The following is a 24,604-nucleotide window of genomic DNA, read 5'->3' on the forward strand; positions in this document are numbered from 1 at the left end:
CCGGGTTACGCCTGCTCCCGCACCTCGTGCGGCGCCCATCCCAGGACCGGGGCAACATGGCGGGCGATGTTTCCCAGCAGCTTGGCGTTGTACTCCACGCCAAGCTGGTTGGGGACGGTGAGCAGGAGGGTATCCGCCGCCTGCACCGCGGCATCGGCGGCGAGCTCCCCGGCGATGGCGTCCGGCTCACCGATGTAGCTCTTGCCGAAGCGCGCCAGGGTTCCGTCGAGGGCACCCACCTGGTCCCGGCCCTCACGGAGTGCGCTCAGCCCGAAGTACTGGCGGTCCTCGTCATCAACCAGTGGCAGGACGCTGCGGCTGACGGAAACCCGCGGCTCGCGGCCATGCCCGGCCGCGTCCCATGCCTCGCGGAACATGGCAATCTGCTCGGCCTGCAGCTCATCGAACGGCACCCCGGTATCCTCGGTCAGCAGCGTGGAACTCATCAGGTTCATCCCCCGCTCTGCCGCCCAGACCGCCGTCTTCCGGGTCCCGGCGCCCCACCAGATCCGCGCGGGCAGGCCCTCGGAGCGGGGCTGGACGGGCAGCAGCCCGGTGGCCCCTCCGGCGTACCGCGGGTCGGCTTCCACCACGCCGGCGCCGGCGATGGCCCGCCGGAACTCCTCGGCGTGCCGGCGCGCCATGTCGGCATCCGTCTCGCCCTCCCGCGGCGCATACCCGAAGGCCGCTGCGCCGTTGCGGGCGGGCTCGGGTGAACCGCGGCTGATGCCGAGCTGGAGCCGGCCGCCGCTGATGAGGTCCGTGGCCGCCGCCTCCTCCGCCATGTACAGCGGATTCTCATAGCGCATGTCGATGACCCCGGTGCCAAGCTCAATGCGGCTGGTGCGGGCCGCGGCGGCCGCCAGCAGCGGGAACGGCGATGCCTGCTGGCGTGCGAAGTGGTGCACGCGGAAGAAGGCGCCATCGATGCCCAGATCCTCCGCGGCCACCGCCAGCTCTATCCCCTGCAGCAGCGCATCACGGGCCGTCCGGGTGCGGGAACCCTGCACCGGGCCCCAGTGGCCGAAGGAGAGGAAGCCAATTCGTTTCATGCCCTGCACAACACCCCGGTCCCTGCTGCCATTCCTGCAGGCTACGCCCTGTGACAGGCCGCGCGCACCGGCCCGCGATCCCGATAGGTTGGTACCACCGCTTGAGGACGTCCGTTCTCACGAGACCGAAGGGAATGCTGACATGGCTTACATCACCGTTGGACAGGAAAACAGCACCGACATCGAGCTCTACTACGAAGACCACGGAACCGGACAGGCTGTTGTCCTCATCCACGGCTACCCCCTGGACGGGTCCTCCTGGGAGAAGCAGACCGCTGCCCTGCTGGACGCCGGCTACCGGGTCATCACGTACGACCGCCGCGGCTTCGGAAAGTCCAGCAAGCCCACCACCGGCTACGACTACGACACCTTCGCGGGCGACCTCAACACCGTCCTCACCACCCTGGACCTCAACGACACGGTGCTGGTGGGCTTCTCGATGGGAACCGGTGAGGTGGCCCGGTACCTCTCCACCTTCGGGTCGGCCCGCGTGGCCAAGGCCGCTTTCCTCGGGTCCCTGGAACCGTACCTCCTGCAGGCCGACGACAACCCCACCGGAGTGCCGCAGTCCGTGTTCGATGGCCTCGCCGAGGCAGTCAAGGCAGACCGCTACGCCTTCTTCACCGAGTTCTTCAAGAACTTCTACAACAGCGACACTTTCCTCGGCACCCCCCGGCTCAGCGAGGAGTCCGTGCGGGCCAGCTGGAACCTCGCCGCCAGCTCCGGTGCTTTCGCCTCGGTGGCCGCCCAACCCACCTGGATCACCGATTTCCGCCCCGATATCCCGAAAATCGACGTCCCGGCACTGATCGTGCACGGCACGGCGGACAACATCCTGCCGATTGACGCCACCGGCCGGGAGTTCCACAAGGCCCTGCCGGAGGCTGAGTACCTGGAGATCGACGGCGCCCCGCACGGACTGCTCTGGACCCACGGCGCAGAGGTCAACGAGGCACTGCTCGCTTTCCTGCGCAAGTAGCCCCGCGCGATTCGGTCAATGCCGCGGCAGGCGACCGACGCCGGGATCAAAACGGGACGGTCGATTTCGGCCACAGCTACTGACACCGCCAGGCGTTTCAGGCTGACCCTTCATCCAACTAACTGAAAAGGCCGACGGCGGCACGCGGGTGCCGCCGTCGGCCTCCCTTTGACTCTCGCCCGGTTTGTTATGGCTCAGAGAGAGCCTGTGGTGAACGTCCAGCTGGCAGACTTCAGCGGATTGCCCGCCAGGTCGCGGACCGCCGCGGCGCCGCCGGTCACGCTGACCGCGTAGGCGGTCCGCACGGCCAGGGTTGCCGTAGGCTTCAGGATCCACTGGTTCGTGGTGCCGTTGCGGGAAACGGTGGCGGTCACCTTGGCGCCGGTGACGGTGTTCTTTAGCGTGACGGTGCCGGTGCCCGCACCCTGGATAGCCTCGCTGAAGGTCACCGCGATGTTGGTGGCGCGGCGCACCAGCGTGGTGCCCTGGCGCGGCGTCATGGCCGTGATGGCTGGGGCCGGGCCGGTGGTGAACGTCCAGCTGGTGGTGGCCAGCGGCGTGCCTGCGGCGTCGCGGACGGCGGTGGGCCCGCCGGTCAGGGCCACCGTGTACTTGGCGTCGTTGGCGAGGTTGGCCGCGGGGTCCAGCGTGGCGGTCCGGGTGGTGGCGCTGTAGGTGACGGCCCCGGGGACAACGGTGCCGCCCGGGCCGCGCAGCTCGAAGGTGCTGCCGCTGATGCCCTGTATTCCGGTGCTGAACGTCGCCGTGACGTTGCTTCCGGCCGCAATGGCGGTGGCGTTCGCGCCGGGCGTGCGTGCGGTGACCGTGGGGGCCGCGGCGGTGGTGAAGGACCAGCTGCCCGTTACGAAGGGGGTGCCTGCGGCGTCGCGGATGGCGGCGGGTCCGCCGGTCAGCGTGGCCGTGTATTTCTGCGATGCTCCGAGCAGGCCCTCGGGGTTCAGGGTTGCCGTGTGCGTGGCGGCGTCGTAGCTGACGGCGGCGGGCACTGTTGCTCCGGAGGCGTTCCGGAGGATGAAGGTGGAACCGTTCACGCCCTGGACCGCTGAGCCGAAGGTGGCTGTGACGTTGGCTGCCACGGCGGTGCCCGAGGAGCTGGCTGCCGGGCTGAGCGCCGTCACTGCCGGCGCGGCGAGGACCGCGGCGGCGGGGTCGGTGAACAGCAGGCGGTTGGGGGTTCCCGCGGTGGCGGCGGAGACAGCACCTGGGGTAGCTGCGGACAGCAGCTTCGCCGCCACGTCCGCAGGGAGCAGGCCCGGCGAGCGGGACAGCAGGACGGCTGCGGCGCCGGCCACGTGCGGGGACGCCATGGAGGTGCCGCTCATCAGGGCCGTGGCCGTGGTGGAGGCAGGGGAAGCGGACTTGATGCCGACTCCCGGCGCATACAGGTCGACGCAGCTGCCGTAGTTGGAAAAGGACGCCTGCTTGTCCGCGGAGTCGCTCGCGGCGACGGTCAGCGCGCCGGCCACGCGTGCCGGGGAGCTGTTGCACGCATCAGCGGCGGCGTTCCCGGCGGCGACCACCGCGGTGACGCCGTCGTTGATGATGCCCTGCACCGCGGCGTCCACCATGGCGCTGGCGGTGCTGCCGAGGCTCAGGTTCGCCACGGCCGGGGTCCCGGCCTGGTGGCTGGACGCCACCCACTCGAGCCCGGCGATGACGTCCGAGTTGAAGCCCGATCCGTTGCAGTCCAGCACGCGGACGGGAATCACGGTGGCCGCCTTGGCCACGCCGTAGGTCTTTCCCGCGATGGTGCCGGCAACATGCGTGCCGTGGCCGTTGCAGTCCCCGGTGCCCAGCCCGTCGGAAATCGCCGTCCAGCCCTGTGCGACGCGCCCGCCAAACTCCGCGTGCGCAGACAGCACGCCGGAGTCAATCACGTAAGCGCTCACGCCGGCGCCGGAGGACGCCGAGGTGTAGGTCCCGGACAGCGGCAGGGCACGCTGGTCAATACGGTCCAGACCCCACGTTGCGGACGGCTGGGTATCGGCGGCCGTCACCGGGGCATCGAGTTCGACGGCGGCAACGCCCGCCGAGCGCTTCAGTTCCGCGGCCTGCCCCGGCGTCGCCGTCACGACGGCACCGCGCATGGCCTTGGCGAAGATGCGCCCGACGCCGATGTTCCGCGAGTGCAGGTTCCGCACGGCCGAGGATACGTCGGTCCCGGCGGAGTAGCGCACGATGTAGCGGGCAGGAGCTGCGGCCTGGGTTTCCGGGGCGGCGCCGGCTGCAGCACCGGAGTCGGCAGTGCCCGGCGAGACCCCCGCGAAGGCGGCGGCCAAGCCCGTGAGCAGCAGCGTGGCCAGGGCAGGACGGAGAACAGACGAAGCGCGAATTTTGGGTTCCTTCGAAAGCTGAGGGGCCGGCGGGAAGAGCCAGCGGACGGCTGATTCCAGTGTATTTTCCGCGGTCCCGCACCGGCCCGGAGCTGCACGGAAGCTTCGATGAAGCTTCGGGTCCTGCGGAAAAACCGCGTAAACCTGTGCTTTCGCTAGATCCAGTTATTCCGTTTGAAGGCGGCGTACAGGATCAGCCCCATGCCGATCATCAGCCCCAGCGCCATGGGATACCCGAAGATCCAGTCGAGTTCGGGCATCGTGTGGAAGTTCATCCCGTAAATCGTCCCGATGAGCGTCGGCGCGAAGAGGATGGCCGCCCAGGAAGAGATTCTCTTGACCTGCTCGCTCTGCGCGAAGCTGGACTCGGTGAGGCGGCGCATCTCGTCGTTCTGCCGCTGGGCCACGAGTGCCGCATTGACGGCGAGCGCGTTCTGCAGCAGCGCCCGGAAGGACGCGATCCGGTCGTTGAGCCGCAGGACGTGGTCCAGCACGTCGCGGAGGTGGTCCTGGAGTTCGGGGCCGGGGTGGTGGTCCGGCGTTCCGCTGATCAGGGCCTGTAGGATTCCGGCCAGCGGCCCCGTGGCACGCTGCACGGTGATGACCTGGCGGGAAAGTTCGTAGATGCGCCGGGACACCTCCGGGTCCGCGCCGAACAGCTCGTCCTCGATCTCGTCGATGTCGTTTTCCAGGCCAGCCGCAACCGGCTCGTACTCGTCGACCACCTGGTCCAGGATGGCGTACAGTACGGCGTCGGGACCCAGGGCGAGGAACTCGGGCTGTGATTCCATCCGGCGGCGCACCCGCGCCAGGTCCGGTGATTCCGCGCGGCGGACGGTGACCACGAAATCCGGCCCGGCAAAGACGTGGATCTCGCCGAACTCCACCTTTTCGATGTCGTCGAGGTACCGTGCCGGGCGCAACACCAGGAAGAGCGTCTCACCGTAAAGCTCAAGCTTGGCGCGCTGGTGCCCGGTCAGCGCATCCTCGACAGCCAGGGCGCTGAGGTCGAACTCGTCCGCCACCGACCGCAACTCGTGGGGGTCGGGACGGTAGAGGCCAATCCAGGCCATCCCCTCGCGCTGCCGCAGCAGGAAGTAGGTCTCCTCCAGCCCCTCCGGATCAGCCGTCCGGCGTCCGGCCACGTAGACGGCGTTATCGATAATGGCCATGGCAGCGACTCCTCAGCTGGACCGGCATCCCATGGCAGTGACGTTATCCCTTCCGGGACGCCGTGCCAATAAGGGGCCGGGGGACCAAGCCGCCGCGCGGGGCCAATCAGATTCTGGCGTGGAGCCCGCGGCTGACCGGCCGCCCGAACGAGGCCGCGCCGAGGAATTCAACCGCCACGAACGGCTCGGAGCCCACCACCCACTCATCGTGTCCCGGCGGAATCGCATACGTGTCATTGGCATGGATGAAGGAGCGGACCCCCTCCGGTGTCTCGACCTCCATGGCACCGGAGATGCAGAACCCAAGATGGTTGTGCTGGCAGAAGGGTGTCTGCTCCGTGGGCTTGGTGCATTCGGACCAGCGCCAGCCGGGGGCAAGGATCAGTCGGGCGACCGAGAAGTCGTTGACGCTGACCAGGTCCACCTCGGCTTTGTCGGGGCACCTCTTCTTGTCCGGTTCATCGAAGGACTTGACGGCTAGGGCAGTAATAAAATTGGCGGTCATGGACGGCACCTGCAGACTGGGTTGAGACCTGGAATGTGAAGGTGGCTCCGGAGGGGAGCCAAACGCTGGCGAGGTGCGGACTGCCGCCTAGACGTGACGGTGCGGCAACCGCGTATGTTGGTGTGGCTGCCCCTCGCCGCACGCGCACGCAACAGATCAATGTTGACGTAGTTCAACCGTAGACCTCCGCAGGCCGAAGTCAATGGGCAGCGTTGGCCCGCGAAAAATGGCCGCCCGCGCACCGGTGTGCCGGCCGGCCAAACCGCGTTAAGCCGTCCTTTGCCGCCGGTTCACGGCCGGCCGTTAGCGTCGTTGCGGTCCGAACCAACGAGAGGGTCTCCCCATGCGCATCACCCGCACGCGCACCATTTTCGCCGCAGCCGCGGCGGCGGTCATCGCCGCGTCCGCCATCGGCGGCACTGCCGTCGCACAGGCATCCCAAGGCGAGCGCCGCTCGCCGGAAACCGCCGTCGCCGACGGGTTTGCCGCCGTCGGCCGCGCTACGGCCTGGCAACTGACCGGCACGCTGAAGCTGGACTTTCCCACCTTCCACACGGAAGGCATCGCCTTCACGGAGGACCACATCTTCCTCTCGTCCGTGGAGATCATCGAACCGACTGTGAAGTTTCCCAGCCCCCAGGGCGGCTACGACCGCACCCCGGGAAAGGGTAAGGGCCACCTCTTTGTCATGGACAAGGCGGGCAAGCTCCAGAGGGACATCGTCCTGGGCGAGGGTGCGATGTACCACCCCGGAGGCATCGACTTCGACGGCGGGAACGTCTGGGTGCCGGTGGCGGAGTACCGCCCCAACAGCAGCTCCATCGTGTACCGGGTGGACGCCGAAACCTTGGATGTGCACAAGCAGTTCGAGGTCAAGGACCACTTCGGCGGCATCGTTCTGGACAAACAGACCGGACACCTGGTGGGCAACACCTGGGGTTCGCGCCGCTTCGCCGAGTGGAATCTGAAAGGCAAGGAACTGTCCACGTGGCAGAATCCGGACAACTTCATCGACTACCAGGACTGCCAGTATGCGGCGGACTCCAAAATGCTGTGCGCCGGCCTGGCCAACCTGCCGCAGACACCCGCTGCCGGCGGGCCTGCCGCGAACTACGAGCTTGGCGGCATCGCCCTGCTCGACATCAGAACCCACAACGTCCTGCACGACGTGCCTTTCCAGCAGTGGACCGCGGGAGGCCATGTGGCAACCCGCAACCCCTTCAAGATGACCGCTGACGGCAACCGCCTGACAATGCGGGTAGCGCCGGACAACGGCGAAGAGGGCAACGGCACCGAGATCCTCACCTATGAGGCCACGGTGACCCCGGCGCACTAAGCGCCGTACCGCAAAAAGGAAGCGGACGACGGCGGGTGCGTCCCGCCGTCGTCCGCCTCTGTTATCGCTGTGCCTACTTGCCGTAGAGCTTCACGAAGTTCCGCAGGATCTTCATCGGTTCCGTGGCCGTGAAGGTCCGGGCCTCCGCCATCAGCTGTTCGGCGGATTCGGGCGGGAAGTATCCGGCGTGGCGGTAAATGTCGATCCTGGTCACCAGGCCTTCGGCGTCGAGCTCGGGGTGGAACTGTGTGGCGTACAGGTTCTGCTTGATCCGGAACATGTGCACCGGGCAGGCGGCGGAGCTCGCCAGCAGCACAGCGTGCGGCGGCAGCACCGTGCAGCCTTCCTTGTGCCCCGTGAACGCGGTGAACTGCGCGGGCAGGCCGGCGAGCAGCGGGTCCTCCAGGCCTTCCGGGCTCAGGCTGATGGTCACCCCGCCCAGCTGCTCGCCGTAGGTCCGGTCGATCACGGCGCCCTGGTGCAGGCCAAGGGTCCCCACGCCGTAACAGGCGCCCAGGAACGGGAAGTCCTCCGCCACGATCCGGTCCAGCAGCCCGGACAGTTCGCGCTCCACCCGGTGCTGGGCTTCGCTCTTCTTCGCGGGCGGGTCGCTCGAGGTGAACGGGCTGCCGCCGACGATGACGCCGGCATAGTCGTCCAGGTCCAGCTCCGGCAGCGGCGCCCGCTCCATCCGGATCCGCGTCAGCTGATCCGGTTCCAGCCCGCCAAAGCGCAGGTACGCCTCGTATTCGTCCTCCGCGGCGACGTCCTCGGCCCGCGAGGCGAGCAGCAGAAACGGCTTCACGTGCTTACTTCAGCAGGGCGACGTCGGACACGAGGGTGATGTGGTCCAGCATTGCTGCCGCGGCGGCCTCCGAATCCTGGGCCCGGATGGCGTCCGCGATCTTGCGGTGGGATGCCAGGGACTGCTCCGGCCGGCCGGGCTGCCCCAGCGACTCGAGCCGGGTTTCGAGGATCATCTCGGCAATGAAGGTCATGAGCTGGGCCAGCACGCCGGAGTGCGCCGCGGCGGTGATGGCCTGGTGGAACAGCTCGTCGCCATGGGCCCCCTTCGCGCCCGCGGCCACCTCCTCCGCCATGACGTCGAGTGCCTTGTCGATCGCCTGCATGTCCTCGTCCGTGCGCCGCGCGGCCGCAAGCTCGGCCAGCTTGACCTCAAGCGTGCTGCGGGCCTCCACGATCTCGGGGAGGCGGCTCCGGTGCTCGCGCAGTCCCTTGAGCACAGAGGGAACGTTGGGACGGTAGACCAGCACCGCTCCGGTGCCGTGCTGGACGTCGATAACGCCGAGGACTTCCAGGGCCACCAGCGCCTGGGCAAGCGTCGCCCGCGAGACGCCCAGCCGTTCGGCCAGGTCCCGTTCGGCGGGCAGGGTGTCGCCGGGCCCCAGCTGTGCTGACTCGATGAAATCCATCAGCTGCTCTACAAGCTGCTCGTAGAGACGCGGGCGCGCGACGCGGGAAATCTGTTGCGTTGCGGTCTTCTTGGGCATGCGCATCCTTCCGGCGGTCTTGCATCAGCTTAGCGGAGGAGTATTGACAAAGTCACCTAGTGTCTAGGAGGCTAGGCCAGTGAGCCTGTAATCCCCATCACATCAACTCTCATCCCCGGAGGAACAACGATGTCCGCTCCCGTCCTGTCCATCATCATCCTGGCGGTGATGTTCCTGCTGGCCACGGTGCTGCCCCTCAACATGGGCGCCCTGGCCTTCGTAGGCGCCTTCCTGCTCGGCTCGGTGGTCCTCGGAATGTCCACCACCGACATTCTTGCCAACTTTCCCGGCGGCCTGTTCCTGACGATCGTCGGCGTCACCTACCTCTTCGCAATCGCCCAGAACAACGGAACCATCGACCTGCTGGTCCGCGGCGCGGTGCGGATGGTGGGCAGCAAGGTGGCCCTCATCCCCTGGGTCATGTTCGCCATCACGGCGGTCATCACCGCCGTCGGCGCCCTGTCTCCCGCCGCCGTCGCAATCATCGCCCCCATCGCCCTGAGCTTCGCCGCCAAGCACAAGATCAACCCCCTGATGATGGGCATGATGGTGATCCACGGGGCGCAGGCCGGCGGCTTCTCCCCGATCGCCGTCTACGGCGTCACGGTCAACGGCATCATCGCCAAGACGGACCTCGAGGCCAGCCCCATGGCGATCTTCCTCGCCAGCTTCGTCTTCAACCTCGCCATCGCCGTGGTGCTCTTCATCGTCCTGGGCGGCAGCAAACTGCTCTCCACCAAGACCGGCCGGCTCGTGGAGCACGCCGCCGAGTCCCGGATGGCCGTGAGCGTGGGCGCCCGCGCCGCCGGTGTCACCCTGCAGGGCTCCGGCTCCGACATCTCCTCCTCCGGCGTCGCCCGCAAGGGAACCTCCGGCTCCTCTTCAGCTGCCGCTGACGCGGCTGACGCCTCCGGCGCCCGGGCCACTGTCCCGCAGCTGGTCACGATTGCAGGCCTGATCGCGCTCGCCGTCATCTCGCTCGGCTTCAAGGTGGACGTCGGGTTCGTCTCCATCACCATCGCCATGGTCCTGGCCCTCGTCTCGCCCGCCGCCCAGAAGGGCGCCGTGAACAAGATCAGCTGGTCAACCGTCCTGCTCATCTGCGGCATGCTCACCTTCGTGGGCGTCCTCGAGGAAGCCGGCACCATCAAGTTCGTGTCCGACGGCGTCGCCCACCTCGGGATGCCCCTGCTCGCGGCCCTGCTGATCTGCTACATCGGCGCCGTGGTCTCGGCCTTCGCCTCCTCCACCGCCATCCTGGCCGCGCTCATCCCACTGGCCGTCCCGTTCCTGTCCACCGGTGAGATCGGCGCCGTCGGCGTGATCGCCGCCCTGGCCGTCGCCGCCACGATCGTGGACGTCTCCCCGTTCTCCACCAACGGCGCGCTGGTACTCGCCAACGCCCCGGAGGACGTGGACAAGGACAAGTTCTACAAGCAGATCCTGGCCTACAGCGGCGTCGTCGTCATCGCCGGCCCCGCCATTGCCTGGCTGGTTATGGTCCTCCCGGGCTGGATGTAGCCGCCCGGACGTCAATGCCCGGGACCAGCACCAGCAGCCCCTCCAAGCAAGAGAAGGAACACCCAGCATGAGCCATGATTCCACGCCCCAGCCCGAAGGCACGGCGCAGCCCGAAGGCCCCCTCGCCGGATACCTTGTGGTGGACCTGAGCCGGGCCCTGGCCGGACCGCACGCCGGCATGATGCTGGCAGACCTTGGCGCACGGGTCATCAAGGTTGAGAGTCCCGGCACCGGAGACGATACGCGCGGCTGGGGGCCGCCGTTCGTCGGTCCCGAGGACGATCCCCAGGCCACGTACTTCCTCTCCTGCAACCGCAACAAGGAATCCATCGCGCTGGACCTGAAGAGTGACGACGGGCGGACGGTGCTGCGCGAACTGCTGGAGCGTGCCGACGTCGTGATTGAAAACTTCCGCCCGGGCGTGCTGGACCGGCTGGGGTTCTCCGCGGCGGAGATGCACGCGCTGAACCCTGCGCTGGTGGTCCTGTCCATCACCGGTTTTGGCCACGACGGCCCGGAGTCGCGCCGCAGCGGCTACGACCAGATCCTGCAGGGTGAGGCCGGGCTGATGTCGCTCACCGGCTCCGGCCCGGACGACCCCCAGCGGGTGGGCGTGCCCATCGCGGATCTGCTCTCCGGCATGTACGGGGCGTTCGGCACGCTTGCGGCGCTGCTGCAGCGCGAACGGACGGGCCAGGGTCAGATCGTGCGGACCTCGCTGCTTGCCGCGCTGATCGGTGTGCACGCGTTCCAGGGCACGCGCGCCACCGTTGCCGGCGAGGTGCCCAAGGCCCAGGGCAACCACCACCCGTCCATCGCGCCGTACGGCCTGTTCCACTGCCGGCAGGGGCGCGTGCAGATCAGCGTGGGCAGCGAGAAGCTGTGGCGCACGTTTGCCGCGGCGTTCGGCATCGATGCGGACCGGCCGGAGTTCGCGTCCAACGCCGAGCGCGTCCGGAACCGGGAAAAGGTCATCGAGGAGGTGGAGCGCGCCTTCGCCGCGTATGAGGCGGAGCCGCTGCTGGCCCTGCTGAACGAGGCCGGGATCCCGGCGGGCAAGGTCCGCACGCTGGACGAGGTCTACGCATGGGAACAGGTCCATTCGCAGGGCCTGGTGATCGACGTCGACCACAAGATCCTGGGGAACGTCACCCTGCCGGGGCCGCCGCTGCGCTTTTTCAGCGCCGCGGACACCGCGGAAACCACGCTCAAGGCCCACACGGCTCCGCCGCTGCTGGACCAGGACGGCGACCAGATCCGGCAGTGGCTGGGGCTTGTTCCGGCCGAAGCCGTTGCTGCCTCCGGTGCCTCTGCGGGCGCCGCCGGGGAGGGCCGCGGAGCATGAGTGCAGCCCAGCAGGCCCGCCACCTGGACGCCGCCGAACTCATTGCCGCCGTCCTTGACCCCAGTTCCTACCGCACGTGGGACTCGCCCGTGGTGGACCCCGATCCCACCCCGGAATACCGGCAGGAGCTGGCGGCGGCCCGGGAGAAGACCGGCGTGGACGAGTCCGTCCTCACCGGTGAGGGCCTCATCCGCGGCCGGCGGGTGGCCGTCATAGTCAGCGAGTTCCGCTTCCTGGCCGGTTCCATCGGCCTCGCCGCAGCGGAACGGATCGTGAACGCCGTCGAACGGGCCACCCGGGAGGGGCTTCCGCTCCTGGCCGGACCGGCGTCGGGTGGAACCCGGATGCAGGAAGGCACCATCGCCTTCCTCTCCATGGTCAAGATCAGCGCGGCGGTCCGGGCGCACCGGCAGGCAGGACTCCCTTACCTCGTGTACCTCCGGCATCCCACCACGGGCGGCGTCATGGCCTCCTGGGGTTCCCTCGGGCACATCACGGTGGCCGAGCCGGGCGCCCTCCTCGGGTTCCTCGGACCCCGGGTCTACGAGGCCCTCTATGGTTCCCCTTTTCCGGAGAACGTCCAGGTGACCGAGAACCTGTTCGACAAGGGCCTGGTGGACGCGGTGGTCCCGCCGTGGCAGCTGTCCGACGTCGTCGACCGCGCCCTGAGCATTCTCGTCGCCGGCCCGCATGCGCGGGTCCGGCCGCCGCGGACACTGTCCGTGAAACCGTCCGACGCCGGAGCCTGGGAATCGATCGAAATCTCCCGGAATCCGCGGCGCCCGGACCTGCGGCAGCTGCTGGCCTACGGCGCCCGCGATGTGCTGCCATTGAACGGCACCGGGCAGGGGGAAAAGGACCCCGGACTGCTGCTGGCGCTGGCCCGCTTCGGCCAGAAGTCCTGCGTGGTGATCGGGCACACCCGCCCGCGGCCCTCGCAGCAGACCGCCATGGGGCCGGCGTCGCTGCGCGAAGCCCGGCGCGGCATGCGCCTGGCGGAGGAACTCGGACTGCCCCTGGTGACGGTGATCGACACGGGCGGGGCGGCGCTGTCAAAGGAAGCGGAAGAGGGCGGGCTGGCCGGTGAAATCGCCCGGTCGCTGCACGACCTCATCGGGCTCAACTCCCCCACCGTCTCCGTGCTGATGGGCCAGGGCACCGGCGGCGGCGCCCTGGCCCTGTTCCCTGCCGACCGCACCATCGCCGCGCAGCACGCCTGGCTGTCCCCGCTGCCGCCCGAGGGTGCGAGCGCCATCGTGCACCGCAGCACCGAGTTCGCCCCGGCGATGTCCGAGGCGCAGGGAGTCAACGTCGCCTCGCTCTACGCCCACGGCATGGTGGAGCACATCGTGGACGAACGCGGCGACGCTGCCCTCGAGGGCAGGGCCTTCTGCCAGCGGCTGGGCCAGGCCATCGAGTACGAGCTGGCCGCGCTCTCGGGCGCCGGCGTGGCGGAACTCCTCCCGCAACGGCTCGAAAAGTACCGCAACCTCGGCGGCATGGTCCCCCTGTCCCTCTAAAACCACCCTCCACTTCTAGGAGTTTTTGTCCAGATAATGGGGCTTCGGGGCCTCCGAGCGGCCATTATCTGGACAAAAACTCGGGAAGAACGAGGGCGGGTCGGGCGAGGGGCGGCTAGCGGGAGAGCTTCTGGGTGTCGGGTTCCGGGTCGCCGATGTGGCCAGGTGCATTCGCGGCCAGGACCCGCTGGACGAAGGCGCAGTACTCCTCCATGTAATGCCGCAGGAAGGCCTCGGTGGATTCGTCCTTCACCTCGCCGTCGCTGCCGAACACGTCCGGGTTGAACTTCACGTAGGCCTCGGGCGCGTTCAGCTGCGGGGCATCGAGGAAGCTCAGCACGGCGCGCATGGAGGACTGCATCACGGCGGTGCCGATACTCCCGGGTGAGGCGCCGATGATGCCGGTGGGCTTGCGGGCGAACGAGTTGGTCCCCCAGGGACGGGATCCCCAGTCGATGGCATTCTTCAGGGCCCCGGGAATGGAACGGTTGTATTCCGGGGACACAAAGAGGATGCCGTCGGAGCCCTCGATGGCTTCCTTGAGGGCACGGCCTGCGGGCGGGAATTCGGCATCGTAGTCGTAGCTGTACAGGGGCAGGTCCTTGATGGGGATCTCGGTAAACTCCAGGTCCCCGGGGGCGAGCTTGATGAGGGCCTTGGAGAGCGTCCGGTTGATGGAGCCGCTGGCCAGGCTCCCTACGAAATAGCCGATCTTGTGCGTTGCCATAGTGGTGTTCCTTCCCATCAGCCGGCGCGAACCGGCTGGGCCGATGGTGCAAAGGGCAGTGCTGCGGCAGTTAGCCGCGGGGCATTTCGGGTGCAACCCCAACAGTTCAGCACACAACAAAATCCACGGCCAGAGCGCGCACCGGTTCTTGACAGCCCTGCCGGTGCGGTAGCTAGATGAACCTAAGCGATGGCCACCAGCACACAACCGCAACAGAGGAACGGAAGTCATGAGCGAGAATCCGGAGATGCTGCAGCGCATCCACAGTGAAGCCCCCGCCGAAGGCGATGAAACGGCCGACCCCACCGACATCCGTGTGCATTCGCAGGATCCGGCCGAGGGTGCCGACGACGCCGGCGGAACCAGGTCCTGACCTGCGTCGTGGTAATGTCCGACGGCGCCGCCCTCCGTTGGGCGGTCCGGGACAGTTGAGAAAATAGCTGCATGGAAGTCGCCCTGGGGTTGTTGGCTCTCGCCGCCGTGGTCTGCGCGGTTAGCGCCCTTGGCCGGAAGCTTGACGTATCCGTTCCGCTGCTCCTGGTACTCGCCGGAGTGGCCGGCTCCTTTCTCCCGTTCATCCCCCGGGTCGACCTCAACCCTGAGCTGGTCCTCGTAGGGCTGCTGCCGCCGCTCCTGTATGCCGCGGCCCTGCAGACGTCGCTCTACGACTTCCACTCCAACAAAAGGGCCATCGGGCTGCTCTCGGTGGGCTACGTCATCTTCGGCACCATCGTGGTGGGCCTGGTGGTCTGGTGGCTGTTCCCGGAGATACCGGTGGCCGCAGCCATCGCGCTCGGTGCCGTGGTTGCCCCGCCCGATGCGGTGGCCGCCACGGCCATTGCACGCAAGGTGGGGATGCCGCGCAGGATCGTGACCATCCTGGAAGGCGAATCGCTGGTCAACGACGCAACCGCCCTGGTGTGCCTGCGCGCAGCCATCGCGGCCATCGCAGGAAGCGTGTCCGTGCTGGAGATCGGCGCCGACTTCCTGCTCGCCGCCGGCGGTGGGCTGGTGGTGGGACTCGCCGCTGCCTACGTCCTGACCCAGCTGCGCCTGCGGATCCGCAACGTGGCCATCAATACCTCCACGTCGCTGATGGCACCCTTCGTGGCGTACCTGCCCGCGGAGGCTATCCACGCGTCCGGCGTCCTGGCCGTGGTAGTCACCGGCCTGATCATGGGCACGAAGGCGCCGTCCATGCCCAGCGGGGCCGCCCGGCAAAGCCAGCGGAGCAACTGGGAGACAGTTCAGTTCCTGCTGGAAAACTCGGTGTTCCTCCTCATCGGCCTGCAGGTGCGGACCATTATCGAGGGCGTCCAGGACGATTCCCTGGGCTCGGCCAGGATCTGGGCGGGCTGCGCGGTGATCCTGCTGGCGGTGCTGCTCCTGCGGCCGGTCTGGGTCTTTCCGGCGACCTATCTGCCCAGGCTTATCCCGGCCGTGGCCCGGAAGGATCCCGCTCCGCCCTGGCAGTACCCCGCCATCATCTCGTGGGCCGGCATGCGCGGGGTGGTCACGCTCGCCGCGGCCCTCACCCTGCCCGAGGATTTGGAACACCGCACGGTACTGATCCTGGCAGCGATGGTTGTGGTGGCCGGGACCCTGGCGCTGCAGGGGTTCACACTGCCCGCCCTGGTACGGCTGCTCCGGGTGCAGGGCCCCGATCCAGGCGAGGACGCGCTGGCCCAGGCGGATCTGACGCAGCAGGCCACAGCAGCGGGGGTGGAGCGGCTGCATCAGCTGCAGACGGATGACGACCCGCCGGAGGTGGTGGCCATGCTCAAGCGGAGGACGCAGGAACGCGGGCTGGCGGCGTGGGAACGTCTTGGGAGGCCGACGGCGGAGGCAGCCACCCCCAGCCAGCGCTATGCCCAGCTGCGGCTGGCAATGCTTGAGGCGGAGCGGGCGAAAGTCCTCGAACTCAGGAGCGGCGGGAACTACCCCCACGAGGTCCTCAGCAGCGTCCTGGAGCGGCTCGACGTCGAGGAGTCGATGCTGGACGCCGTCATCGAGGAGGCCGATGTTTCCGGCTCCCGCGCCGTCGCCAGGCCGGGAGGCGACTGCGAGCACCTGGAGGCGGCACGCGAACCCGAAGTTCCCGGCGATGCACGCTGTGACGCCTGCCTACGCGAAGGGACCACCACCGTCCACCTGCGGATGTGCCTGGAGTGCGGCAATGTGGCCTGCTGCGATTCCTCGCCTGCCACCCACGCCTCAAAGCACTTCCAGTCGACCGGTCACCCGGTCATGCGCAGCATCGAACCGGGTGAGGACTGGCGGTGGTGCTATGTGGATGATCTGCTCGGGTAATCGGGCAGCTACGACGGACTGGCCGTACCTCAGCCCGCGGGCAGGTGATGGTCCCCCGATGCCATCGGCACGGCCGGCACCGATTCACCCGCAATGTCCGACGCCGGGGTGAGGACCCAGCGTTCCCCGGCCTGTTCATAACTGATCACCATCGATGTGGCGGCCGTGCGTGCCTCGTCCACGGCGAGGAGCAATGCCGCCTGCATGCGGCCGGCATGGCCGAACCGTCCGTTCGGGGTGCCCTCAAGGTCGCTGTTGTCGATCAGGATGTAGGCCTTGCCCTCGGCCACGGCCTTGATCGAATACCCGCGCTCCTCGTGGACCGATCCGCGGGATGCGGCAATCTCCGTGACCCTGTCGGCCCGCACCAGTCCATGGTTGATCGTGCGGATCCACACGTCGCCCATGGCCACTCCTTTGCTGCCCTGCAGGTTGAAAACTGCCTCTACATGCAAACGGTAGTCCGAGACAGCCCGGATGTAAGCCCCCTAAACGGTGGAACCGCCGTCGGGCTCCAAACCGCCAGCAGGTTTTCCCCAAGCTCCGGGAGAGTTTTCCCAAAGCTCTGTAGGAAATAGTGAGCGGGACCAGGGATGATCCCTGGACGGTCTCAGAGCATCGCCCAACGCGCAGCGTTCGGGCGATGCCCGCGACCGCCGGTTTCTTCTTAGGGGGAGAGATGTTTCAAACCTTTTGGCGGTTCCGCGGGGCGATAGCCCCACATGCCTGGGCGCTGGCAGGCGGCGCCCTCCTGGTGGTTTTTGTCGCCGCCATGGAAGTGGCCCTGCCGTGGCCCATGAAGGTCATTGTCGACGACGTGCTGCAGCCGACGGGCAGCTCGAAGCTCCATGAGATGCCCGCCTTCCTCGGCCTGGCCGCCCTGGGCCAGCTGCAGTTGCTCCTGCTCGCCGCCTCGGCGCTGCTCGCGATGACGGTGCTGAATGCGGGCTCGGACTACCTCGGCACCCGCCTGCTCAACGGCGTCGGTGAGAGGGCAATGGCCACCATCCGTGCCGAAGTCTTCACCCATCTGCAGCGGCTGTCACTGGCCTTCCACGACAAGCAGCGACTGGGCGACCTCGTCACCCGCACCACCACCGACGTCGACTACGTGCGCGCCCTCATGGTGTCCATCCTGTCGGTGCTGCTGCCCAACATCTTCATCCTGGGCTTCGTCATCACCATCTGCATGCTGATCGACCCGACCTTTGCCGTGATCGGCCTGGCGGTGTCGCCGCTGCTGTTCATCACGGTGCTCTTCTACCGGCGCCGCATCAAGGGCGCGTCGAAGGAGGCCCGCAGCAGGGACAGCGACATCGCGGCGGCGATGTCGGAGACATTCGCCTCGGTCCGGGTGATGCAGACCTACACGAGTGAGGCGCGCCACGAGGAGGACTTCCGGACCCGGAACGACGGCCGGCGCGACGCCGGCCTGAGGGTCATCCGGCTGCAGTCCCTGTTCTCGCCGCTGGTTGACATCATCGCAACCCTGGGCACGGTGCTGGTCCTCTGGATCGGCGCCCAGCGGGTGCTGGATGGGTCCCTCACCCTGGGCCTGCTCCTCGTTTTCCTCGCCTACCTCAAGGCCCTGTACTCCCCCATGAAGTCGCTGGCCAAGCTCACCACCGTCATCAGCCGCGGCCAGGCCAGCGCCGAGCGGATCCAGGAAATCCTGGACACCGCGCCCGCCATCTCAGACCTGCCCGGCGCCCGGCCGGCTCCACGGCTGGCCGGTGCCGTGGAGCTGCGCTCGGTGAGCTTCGGCTACCAGGGCGACCGGCATGTGCTGCACGGGGTTGACCTCAAGGTGGAGCCCGGCAGCGTCGTGGCGATCACCGGCCCGACGGGAGCCGGGAAGTCGTCCGTCGTCAGCCTGATTCCGCGGCTCTACGATGCGGCCGAGGGGGAAGTTCTGCTTGACGGGCTGGACGTGCGGGACCTGCAGGTGGCCACCGTGCGCAGGCAGGTCTCGATGGTGCTGCAGGAATCCATCCTGTTCCGCGGGACCATCTACGACAACATCGCCTACGGCTCGGAGGGCGTCACCCGCGAGCAGGTCCTGGCCGCGGCCGAGGCAGCCCACGTGGACGAGTTCGTCCGCACCCTGCCCTTGGGATACGACACCCCGGTGGCGGAGCGCGGCGTTACTCTCTCCGGCGGCCAGCGCCAGCGTATCGCCATCGCCCGCGCTTTGGTCCGGGATACCCCCATCGTCATCCTCGATGAGCCGACGTCGGGCCTGGACGCCATCTCGGAGCAGTACGTCATGCGCGGCCTCGAGCGGCTTATGGCCGGGCGCACGGTGATCGTCATCGCGCACCGGCTCTCAACCCTCAAACGGGCCGACCGGATTTATGTGCTGGACAAGGGGCGGATCGTGGAAAGCGGCAGGCACGGCGAACTCGCCGCGTCAGGCGGTCTCTACAGCCGGCTGGACAGCCTGCAGCACGCCAAGGACGCGCCGGCCCTCACCCTGGTCCCGGCCGAGAACCTGGTCTCTGCAGACACCTTGGTCCCCGCCGGGGACCTGCTTTCTGCCGGAAACGGCAGCCTTCAGACGGAGACGAGCGCATGAACAGGGCGAAGCCCCCGACATACGGCGCCCTCCCCTGGCGGATCGGAACGAAGGGCGCCCTCGAAGTGCTCCTGATCCACCGGCCGGCCCACGGCGACTGGTCCATCCCCAAGGGCAAGGCGGACCCCGGTGAAACCGGCCGGGAATGCGCGGAACGCGAGGTGCGGGAAGAAACGGGCCTGCGCTGCCGCGTGGGCGCGGAACTGCCCAGCATCCGCTACGAGGACGCCAAACGCAGGATCAAGACCATCCGTTACTGGGCTGCCGCGGCGGGGACAGGCCGTTTCACCCCCAATGACGAGGTCGACGCCGTCAGTTGGCTTTCGCTTCCGGCCGCCTTGCGCACGGTGTCTGAACCCCGGGACAGGCCAGCCATCATCGCCCTGGGCAGCCGGCTCCAATCGGAGCTGGGCGTCCGTCCGGCGCCGAAGCGGGAGAAAATGCTGCTGCTGGTGCGCGGGGCTGAGATGACGAAACGGGATGGGTGGGACCCGGCAGCAGGCGGCAGGCAGCTGGCACCGACCGGCGAGCAGGCTGCCGGGTCGCTGGCCTCGCTGGGAGCCATGTTTGCCGTCGAACGCATCGTCTCGGCGCCCTCGATCCGCTGCGTCGCAACCGTCGCCGAACTGGCACGCCGGGAATCGCTCGAAGTGGAGCTCTCGGAGCACCTGACCGGCGGCAACCTGGCGGCCACATTGGACCTCGTGGCCAGGGCCCGCGGGACGGGAACGGTCCTGTGCACGCACGAGGATGTCATGGCCGATGTCCTGGCCCACCTCATCCAACACGACCGGACGGTTCTGACCAAGCGCTTCCGCGTCCGCAAGGGGTCGGCGTGGGTGCTGACCGGCGACCGTACCCGCTACCGCTCCGCCTACTATCTGCCGCTGTCCCCGGCGGACCTCAGCACTGCGGTGGACCTCAACAGCGCCGCGGAGCTTCGCTCCCCTGCAGACCTTCGGGCCGCCGTCTAGCACCGTATGCCCTGGTTGCGGGCGTACGCTCAGACAGTGGACATTGTGGAGTTCCTGTCCGCGCGCATCGCTGAGGACGAGGCCGTGGCGCGCAAACTGCTCGACGACCGCACGACGTCGGAATCGGGCAAGTGGTACGAACGCCGCCTGCTGCTGGAGTGCGAAGCCAAGCGGCGCCTGATCGGCATCGTCGAGGCGGCCCGGCAGACAGCGCTGGCCACACTCGTGAGCGATCCTTTCGGGGACGAGACCGAGTGGATTCCGCAGGCGCTGGAATGGACCACCCTGTCCCTCAATGCACTCGCGGTCCCCTACAGCGACCATCCCGACTTCAACCGGGACTGGCTCTGGTATCCGTAGGTTCCCTCTGCCGGGCGCGGTTGCGGCCAACGTTGGTTCAGGTGCTGCCCAGAATGCGCCGGGCGTCGGCCTGGGCGTCCAGCTCCTGCTGCGACACCACGGATCCGCTGATGTACCCTGCTCGGGACCGCATGGCCCGCAGTTCGGCCACGGTGTAGGGGATGCGGCGCCGGTGCGCCATGGCGTGGCAGTTGGGGCAGAGCGGAACGAGATCACCCACGGGGTCGAGATCGTAGCCGGGCCCCAGCTGGGCCGGCGGCACCAGGTGGTGGACGTGGATGAAGCCTTCGCCTTCCGGGCCATAGGCGGCTTCGAAGGAAAACCCGCAGGCGGCGCACGAGGTGCCGTGGTGCGCCAGGCAGACGCGCCGGGCGTGCGGGTTGCGCTCGTACCGGTTGACGCCCACCCGGACCAGGTCGTCCTGCGGCAGGGTACCGGGCACAGGCAGAACCGGATCCATCTCGTCGGCGGGCATGCATTCGGTCCAGAGCTCGCGGATGGCGCGTGCCTCTTCCTCCGGAATTAGCCGGCAGGCGCCAGCGGGCGCCGCAGCAAACCAGTCCGTCAGCGGCGTCCGGGCTGCCAGGACGTCCGCCGGTACCTCGTCCCCGAGCGGCAGCAGCACGTCGAAGTCCACGTCAAGGCAGGTCTGGGGTTCGCCTTCCGGATCCGGCCCCGCAGCCAGATATGGGGCAGAGGCGACCACACCGTGGCCAATCAGCCCGCTGCCTGCCTTTCCATGCAGCAGGAGCCAGGCGTCTGCTCCCGGTGCCGGCTGAGCTCCGGTGCCGGTTCCCTGCCCGATGGGCCATGCGCGCCGGTGCACACCGGCGGTGCCCAGCTCATCCACCACCCGTGAATAGCCCGGCCAGGTATCGCCTACGCCCGGGTCCCAGCCCAGCAGAACAGCCACCATTCCTTTATCGTGCCACCTCGTGGGACTTAAGGACTCGCGGCTCAGGAGGAGCGGTGGCGCAGGCGCCGCCACCACGGCGGTTTGGCTTCGGGAACAGGTTCCGCCGCAGCCGCGGCCGCCGCCGCGGCCCGCCGTTCGCGCCACCGCTGCACCTCGACGTCGGCGTCACGGGTTTTCGTCACCACCGGCGGCCCGCCCTGGAGCTGGCGGCGGGCATCGATGACGCTGGCGTTGAAGTCCCGGACGATGTCGCGGACCTGCTTTTCCGTGTACTGCGCGTCCAGTCTGGCGTCCAGCTCCGCGTCCTCGGTGCGCAGCAGGATTGCTTTTGGTCCCAGCCCGGTGAGGTGCTCGCGCTGGATGAGGCCCTTGACCCACCAGTCGGGATCGTAGCCCTCGCCGAGCCCGGGAATAGGCTTGCCGGAGTATTTCAGGTTGTCGAACTTTCCCTGGGCCATCGCATCCCGGATCAGGTAATCGGCACGGGCCGCGTCGCTGACCTTCCGGCGTTTTTCCCGCAGTTCGGACTCCGCGGCGGACAGCTCGGCGTCCTCCTCGGCTGTCCCGCCGGAGGACCGGAGGGCACGGAGTTCGGCCGCGCGCGCCACCTTCCGCCTGAAGTCGCCGCCCGTTGAACCCGTCACCTTTTCACCGCCCCTGCCGCCGGACATTGTTCCCATTCCAGTATTCCGGCGCGTGCCGGACACTTCAACGAAGCGTTGCGGGGAACCAGCCGGGCCGGGTTTACATTGGGTCGGGCCAGTTGCCGATGTCGGCGCGCGCCGGAACGGCGGTGACGCCGTCGCCCTGGGGCCGCACGGCGGCAGCCTCCGGGGCGGCTGCGGCCGGGCCGGGAGGTTGGTCGGGGACCGCCTTCACAGGTGCCGTGTTCACAGCCGCCGTGATGACGGGAAGTTCAGACCTCGAAATCTTCATAGGGGCCCTCGCAGGTGGGGCGGCAACATAAAGCCGGACCGGGTAGTTAACCATGATTGCCGGCCGTCAGACGAGGCTTTGGCAGCCCTGCGGCTAATCGATCCGGCGATCACCGACGTGCCGAACCAGCCGGGGAGGACCGGCTGGTACGGCAACAACCGTGGCGGCCGTCCCAGCCCCGTGTGTGCCGGCAATTGGTGTCGCCGTCACACTTTCCACCGCCCAATGAGTCAACCCTATGCGCCAAAGCCTGTAGTGGCATCCGTAGCAGGTACTCGAATTTGCGCGGCTTCCGCTACTTGGGCACGCGCGGGCCGCCGGCAGCCCGCCGTCGCAGAACATAAACAGTTCGGCGTAAGTCGTCGGGCGTAATGTGCGAAATACCTGCCGCCTGACGGCTGTTGCGACGGACATGACAACAATCGGAATCATCGGTGCAGGACACATTGGAAGCCAGGTCGCACGCAAGGCTGTGGAGCTCGGCTATGACGTGGTCATCAGCAATTCGCGGGGGCCGGAAACGCTGGCCCCGCTCGTTGCGGAGCTGGGACCGCGGGCGAAGGCGGCCACAGCTGCGGAGGCCGCAGCGGCGGGTGACTTCGCGGTCGTCACGGTTCCGCTCAAGAGCTACCGGGACATCCCCGTGGAGCCGCTGGCCGGAAAGATCGTGATCGATACCAACAACTACTACTGGGAACGGGACGGCCGCTTCCCGGCGCTGGACAACGGGGACGCCACCACATCCGGGCTGCTGCAGGAGCACCTTCCGAAGTCCAAGGTGGCCAAGGGCTTCAACCACATCATGGCCAAGCAGATCTCCTCGGACGGTACCCCGGCGGGCACGGAGAACCGCCGCGCGCTGGCCACGGCCAGCGACTACCCCGAGGCCAGTGACCTCGTGACGAAGCTCTACGACGAGTTCGGCTTCGACACCGTCAACATCGGTCCCCTGGCCGACAGCTGGCGCGTCGAGCGCGACCGCCCGGCCTACGTGGTCCGGCAGAACGCGGCCGAGCTCGCCGAGAACCTGGCAAAGGCTCCGCGGACCATCTGACAAAGGAAAGAGGACGACGGCGGGTGCGTCCCGTCGTCGTCCTCTTGCGTTCTCCATCCGGCTAATTTGGCCGGGGAGGGTAAGCCTGTTCCGGCGGCAGGAGGTCGATGATGGGCAGGTGACCGTCCGTGCGGATGCTGTCGCCGCCGCCGTTGCGGTGGTGGTAGCCGGAGGAGAAGTGGCGGATGACGTGCACGGATTCCACCGCATTGGCAGTTTTCAGCGTGCCGATGATGAAGTCGCGCTCCTCATCGGTGCCGTCGGCGATCTTGTGCGTGATCTGGAATGTGAAGAGCGACAGTCCCACGCTTTTGTCGTACGTTCCGGCTCCCACCCAGTCGACGGCGAACCCGCCGGGAAGCATCCAGCCGTCGGGGCATTTCCAGAACCGCACGTGGTGCCGCTTGCGCGGGTTGCCGTCGATTTCGCGCTGGAACGCCATGTCCTGTCTTTTGCCGAAGACGTACAGGGCACTGACCGGCGACTGCGGATAACTCCTGCCCAGCAGCGTCGCGGTGAGGGTGCGCCAGGCAGTGGCCGGGGTGACGGGGTCGGCCTCGATCCACCCCGCCGTGAGCATCGCGGTGCGCAGCTCCTCCGCCGGGCCGATGACGGCGAGGTTGACCGGGTCGCCCAGCACGCCGTCGCCGGTGCGGGCACGTCCGATGAAGTAGTTCGGCAGGTACAGGCTGCTGAGGATCTTGTGGACGCGTGGCAGGAAGGCGTAGGCGGCAATCAGCCAGACCGGGAGGAACACCCACACCTGCTCCGGTCCCCTGGCCAGCCGGGCGAGCAGGAAGAAATAGACGGCCCAGCCCACCGCGGCGGTGATGGCCACGTACAGCAGCCGCTGGAGGACGGCGACGACGGTGGCCCAGCGGGTGCCCCAGCGCGCCTTCCGGCTGTCCGGCCGGGAGTGCTCGGGCTCCGTCGCTTCGGTTTCTTTCGGAACAGCCACTTACTTGGGCAGGTGCTCCAGCAGGTGCCCCGTGACCGCGCCGTACGCGACGTGCGGCACGATGTCGCTGACCCAGTCCGCGGCACTCCAGGTCCGCGGATCCGTCACGCCCAGGGCCGTCATGGGAACGTTCGAGACGAGGAGGGCGGCCACGGAGGCCACCGCCACCGAGCCCACGGGTCCGGTGCGCACCCCCATTGATCCGGCCGCCCCCAGCACAGCGCCGAGGCCCATGCCGGTGGCGATCCCGAGCAGCGGGCCAAGCGCCTCCACCCGGTTCCCGCGCTGGGCCTCGGTCCCCGGGATGGTCACGCCTGCCCGTTCCGCCAGCCGCTCCACCGAGTCGCTGGGGGTGGTGCTCGCCGCCCGGCCCCGCCACACCATGTCCAGGTAGCTCACCGCGTTCAGCGCCGTGGTTCCCGCGGCGCCGGCGAGCGCTCCGTTCACAAGTCCTTTGAACAGGGACATCCTCAACACTCCTTCTGGCCAACTCCCAAGC

The 24,604-nt window shown here is 68.1% G+C and carries 24 protein-coding genes; 11 read left to right on the plus strand and 13 right to left on the minus strand.

The window, feature by feature from the left end; genetic code table 11:
* Positions 1-5: 5 nt before the first annotated feature.
* Positions 6-1,052 carry an LLM class flavin-dependent oxidoreductase gene (locus ACFVTE_RS20225; protein WP_387103551.1) on the minus strand — a complete coding sequence of 349 codons (1,047 nt, stop codon included), beginning with the start codon at positions 1,050-1,052 and terminating at the stop codon, positions 6-8.
* Positions 1,053-1,194: 142 nt separating this feature from the next.
* Here ACFVTE_RS20225 and ACFVTE_RS20230 point away from each other — a divergent pair, with 142 nt between their 5' ends.
* Positions 1,195-2,031, plus strand: coding sequence for an alpha/beta fold hydrolase (locus ACFVTE_RS20230; RefSeq protein WP_387103553.1), 837 nt, complete (start codon positions 1,195-1,197; stop codon positions 2,029-2,031).
* Between the two features lie 194 nt (positions 2,032-2,225).
* Here the strand turns inward: ACFVTE_RS20230 and ACFVTE_RS20235 are convergent, their stop codons facing one another.
* The 3 genes from ACFVTE_RS20235 to ACFVTE_RS20245 form a co-directional block, all read right to left on the minus strand.
* A complete protein-coding gene (locus ACFVTE_RS20235; RefSeq protein ID WP_387103555.1) occupies positions 2,226-4,331 on the minus strand; it encodes an Ig-like domain-containing protein in 2,106 nt (701 codons plus the stop codon).
* 209 nt (positions 4,332-4,540) lie between these two features.
* The gene (locus ACFVTE_RS20240) at positions 4,541-5,557 is read right to left on the minus strand and encodes a magnesium and cobalt transport protein CorA (RefSeq protein WP_387103557.1); all 1,017 of its coding nucleotides are present in this window, start codon (positions 5,555-5,557) and stop codon (positions 4,541-4,543) included.
* A 106-nt stretch (positions 5,558-5,663) separates the two neighbouring features.
* Positions 5,664-6,062 (minus strand): cupin domain-containing protein, encoded by a 399-nt coding sequence (locus ACFVTE_RS20245; protein WP_387103559.1) that lies wholly within the window; start codon positions 6,060-6,062, stop codon positions 5,664-5,666.
* A 343-nt stretch (positions 6,063-6,405) separates the two neighbouring features.
* Here ACFVTE_RS20245 and ACFVTE_RS20250 point away from each other — a divergent pair, with 343 nt between their 5' ends.
* On the plus strand, positions 6,406-7,398 hold the full coding sequence (locus ACFVTE_RS20250; protein ID WP_387103561.1) for a DUF6454 family protein: 993 nt from the start codon (positions 6,406-6,408) through the stop codon (positions 7,396-7,398).
* A gap of 73 nt (positions 7,399-7,471) precedes the next feature.
* Here ACFVTE_RS20250 and ACFVTE_RS20255 read toward each other — a convergent pair whose 3' ends face one another.
* Positions 7,472-8,203, minus strand: a complete 732-nt coding sequence (locus tag ACFVTE_RS20255) for a glutamine amidotransferase (RefSeq protein ID WP_387103562.1) — start codon at positions 8,201-8,203, stop codon at positions 7,472-7,474.
* A gap of 4 nt (positions 8,204-8,207) precedes the next feature.
* Complete coding sequence (locus tag ACFVTE_RS20260; protein WP_387103564.1) at positions 8,208-8,909, minus strand: FadR/GntR family transcriptional regulator; 702 nt, start codon at positions 8,907-8,909, stop codon at positions 8,208-8,210.
* Between the two features lie 129 nt (positions 8,910-9,038).
* Here ACFVTE_RS20260 and ACFVTE_RS20265 point away from each other — a divergent pair, with 129 nt between their 5' ends.
* From ACFVTE_RS20265 to ACFVTE_RS20275, 3 genes are all read left to right on the plus strand, one after another.
* The gene (locus ACFVTE_RS20265) at positions 9,039-10,430 is read left to right on the plus strand and encodes an SLC13 family permease (RefSeq protein ID WP_387103567.1); all 1,392 of its coding nucleotides are present in this window, start codon (positions 9,039-9,041) and stop codon (positions 10,428-10,430) included.
* A 67-nt stretch (positions 10,431-10,497) separates the two neighbouring features.
* The gene (locus tag ACFVTE_RS20270; protein WP_387103569.1) at positions 10,498-11,775 is read left to right on the plus strand and encodes a CaiB/BaiF CoA transferase family protein; all 1,278 of its coding nucleotides are present in this window, start codon (positions 10,498-10,500) and stop codon (positions 11,773-11,775) included.
* Entirely contained in the window at positions 11,772-13,295 is a 1,524-nt protein-coding gene (locus tag ACFVTE_RS20275; protein ID WP_387103572.1) for a carboxyl transferase domain-containing protein, read from the plus strand. The genes ACFVTE_RS20270 and ACFVTE_RS20275 overlap by 4 nt, the downstream gene beginning before the upstream one ends.
* A 115-nt stretch (positions 13,296-13,410) precedes the next feature.
* Here ACFVTE_RS20275 and ACFVTE_RS20280 read toward each other — a convergent pair whose 3' ends face one another.
* Complete coding sequence (locus tag ACFVTE_RS20280) at positions 13,411-14,022, minus strand: NADPH-dependent FMN reductase (RefSeq protein WP_387103573.1); 612 nt, start codon at positions 14,020-14,022, stop codon at positions 13,411-13,413.
* Between the two features lie 229 nt (positions 14,023-14,251).
* Here ACFVTE_RS20280 and ACFVTE_RS20285 point away from each other — a divergent pair, with 229 nt between their 5' ends.
* Positions 14,252-14,395 (plus strand): hypothetical protein, encoded by a 144-nt coding sequence (locus ACFVTE_RS20285; protein WP_387103574.1) that lies wholly within the window; start codon positions 14,252-14,254, stop codon positions 14,393-14,395.
* Between the two features lie 71 nt (positions 14,396-14,466).
* On the plus strand, positions 14,467-16,332 hold the full coding sequence (locus ACFVTE_RS20290; RefSeq protein WP_387103575.1) for a Na+/H+ antiporter: 1,866 nt from the start codon (positions 14,467-14,469) through the stop codon (positions 16,330-16,332).
* Between the two features lie 29 nt (positions 16,333-16,361).
* On the opposite strand, the gene ACFVTE_RS20295 is transcribed toward ACFVTE_RS20290, so the two are convergent.
* On the minus strand, positions 16,362-16,739 hold the full coding sequence (locus ACFVTE_RS20295) for a hypothetical protein (RefSeq protein WP_387103578.1): 378 nt from the start codon (positions 16,737-16,739) through the stop codon (positions 16,362-16,364).
* A gap of 272 nt (positions 16,740-17,011) precedes the next feature.
* Here ACFVTE_RS20295 and ACFVTE_RS20300 point away from each other — a divergent pair, with 272 nt between their 5' ends.
* Genes ACFVTE_RS20300 through ACFVTE_RS20310 form a run of 3 tightly spaced genes read left to right on the plus strand, consistent with a single transcriptional unit; the run spans position 17,012 to position 20,241 of the window.
* Positions 17,012-18,907, plus strand: coding sequence for an ABC transporter ATP-binding protein (locus ACFVTE_RS20300; RefSeq protein WP_387103579.1), 1,896 nt, complete (start codon positions 17,012-17,014; stop codon positions 18,905-18,907).
* Positions 18,904-19,881 carry an NUDIX hydrolase gene (locus ACFVTE_RS20305; RefSeq protein ID WP_387103581.1) on the plus strand — a complete coding sequence of 326 codons (978 nt, stop codon included), beginning with the start codon at positions 18,904-18,906 and terminating at the stop codon, positions 19,879-19,881. Before ACFVTE_RS20300 ends, ACFVTE_RS20305 begins: the two co-directional genes overlap by 4 nt.
* Positions 19,882-19,917: 36 nt before the next feature.
* Complete coding sequence (locus ACFVTE_RS20310; protein WP_387103582.1) at positions 19,918-20,241, plus strand: DUF6221 family protein; 324 nt, start codon at positions 19,918-19,920, stop codon at positions 20,239-20,241.
* Positions 20,242-20,278: 37 nt separating this feature from the next.
* On the opposite strand, the gene ACFVTE_RS20315 is transcribed toward ACFVTE_RS20310, so the two are convergent.
* The 3 genes from ACFVTE_RS20315 to ACFVTE_RS20325 all read right to left on the minus strand — a co-directional run bounded on the left by ACFVTE_RS20315 (position 20,279) and on the right by ACFVTE_RS20325 (position 22,093).
* The gene (locus ACFVTE_RS20315; protein ID WP_387103585.1) at positions 20,279-21,157 is read right to left on the minus strand and encodes an HNH endonuclease; all 879 of its coding nucleotides are present in this window, start codon (positions 21,155-21,157) and stop codon (positions 20,279-20,281) included.
* A gap of 41 nt (positions 21,158-21,198) precedes the next feature.
* The gene (locus ACFVTE_RS20320) at positions 21,199-21,828 is read right to left on the minus strand and encodes a DUF1992 domain-containing protein (RefSeq protein WP_387103687.1); all 630 of its coding nucleotides are present in this window, start codon (positions 21,826-21,828) and stop codon (positions 21,199-21,201) included.
* Between the two features lie 73 nt (positions 21,829-21,901).
* A complete protein-coding gene (locus ACFVTE_RS20325) occupies positions 21,902-22,093 on the minus strand; it encodes a hypothetical protein (protein ID WP_387103588.1) in 192 nt (63 codons plus the stop codon).
* Positions 22,094-22,505: 412 nt separating this feature from the next.
* On the opposite strand from ACFVTE_RS20325, the gene ACFVTE_RS20330 reads away from it, so the two are divergent.
* Positions 22,506-23,147: an NADPH-dependent F420 reductase gene (locus ACFVTE_RS20330; protein ID WP_387103590.1), complete on the plus strand. Its 642-nt coding sequence runs from the start codon at positions 22,506-22,508 to the stop codon at positions 23,145-23,147.
* 61 nt (positions 23,148-23,208) lie between these two features.
* Here the strand turns inward: ACFVTE_RS20330 and ACFVTE_RS20335 are convergent, their stop codons facing one another.
* Positions 23,209-24,105 carry an LssY C-terminal domain-containing protein gene (locus ACFVTE_RS20335; protein WP_387103592.1) on the minus strand — a complete coding sequence of 299 codons (897 nt, stop codon included), beginning with the start codon at positions 24,103-24,105 and terminating at the stop codon, positions 23,209-23,211.
* Positions 24,106-24,573 carry a hypothetical protein gene (locus ACFVTE_RS20340; RefSeq protein ID WP_387103594.1) on the minus strand — a complete coding sequence of 156 codons (468 nt, stop codon included), beginning with the start codon at positions 24,571-24,573 and terminating at the stop codon, positions 24,106-24,108. It abuts the gene before it with no gap.
* Positions 24,574-24,604 lie beyond the last annotated feature (31 nt).

The organism is Arthrobacter sp. NPDC058097 (genome assembly GCF_042884885.1).
Classification (GTDB): Bacteria; Actinomycetota; Actinomycetes; order Actinomycetales; family Micrococcaceae; genus Arthrobacter.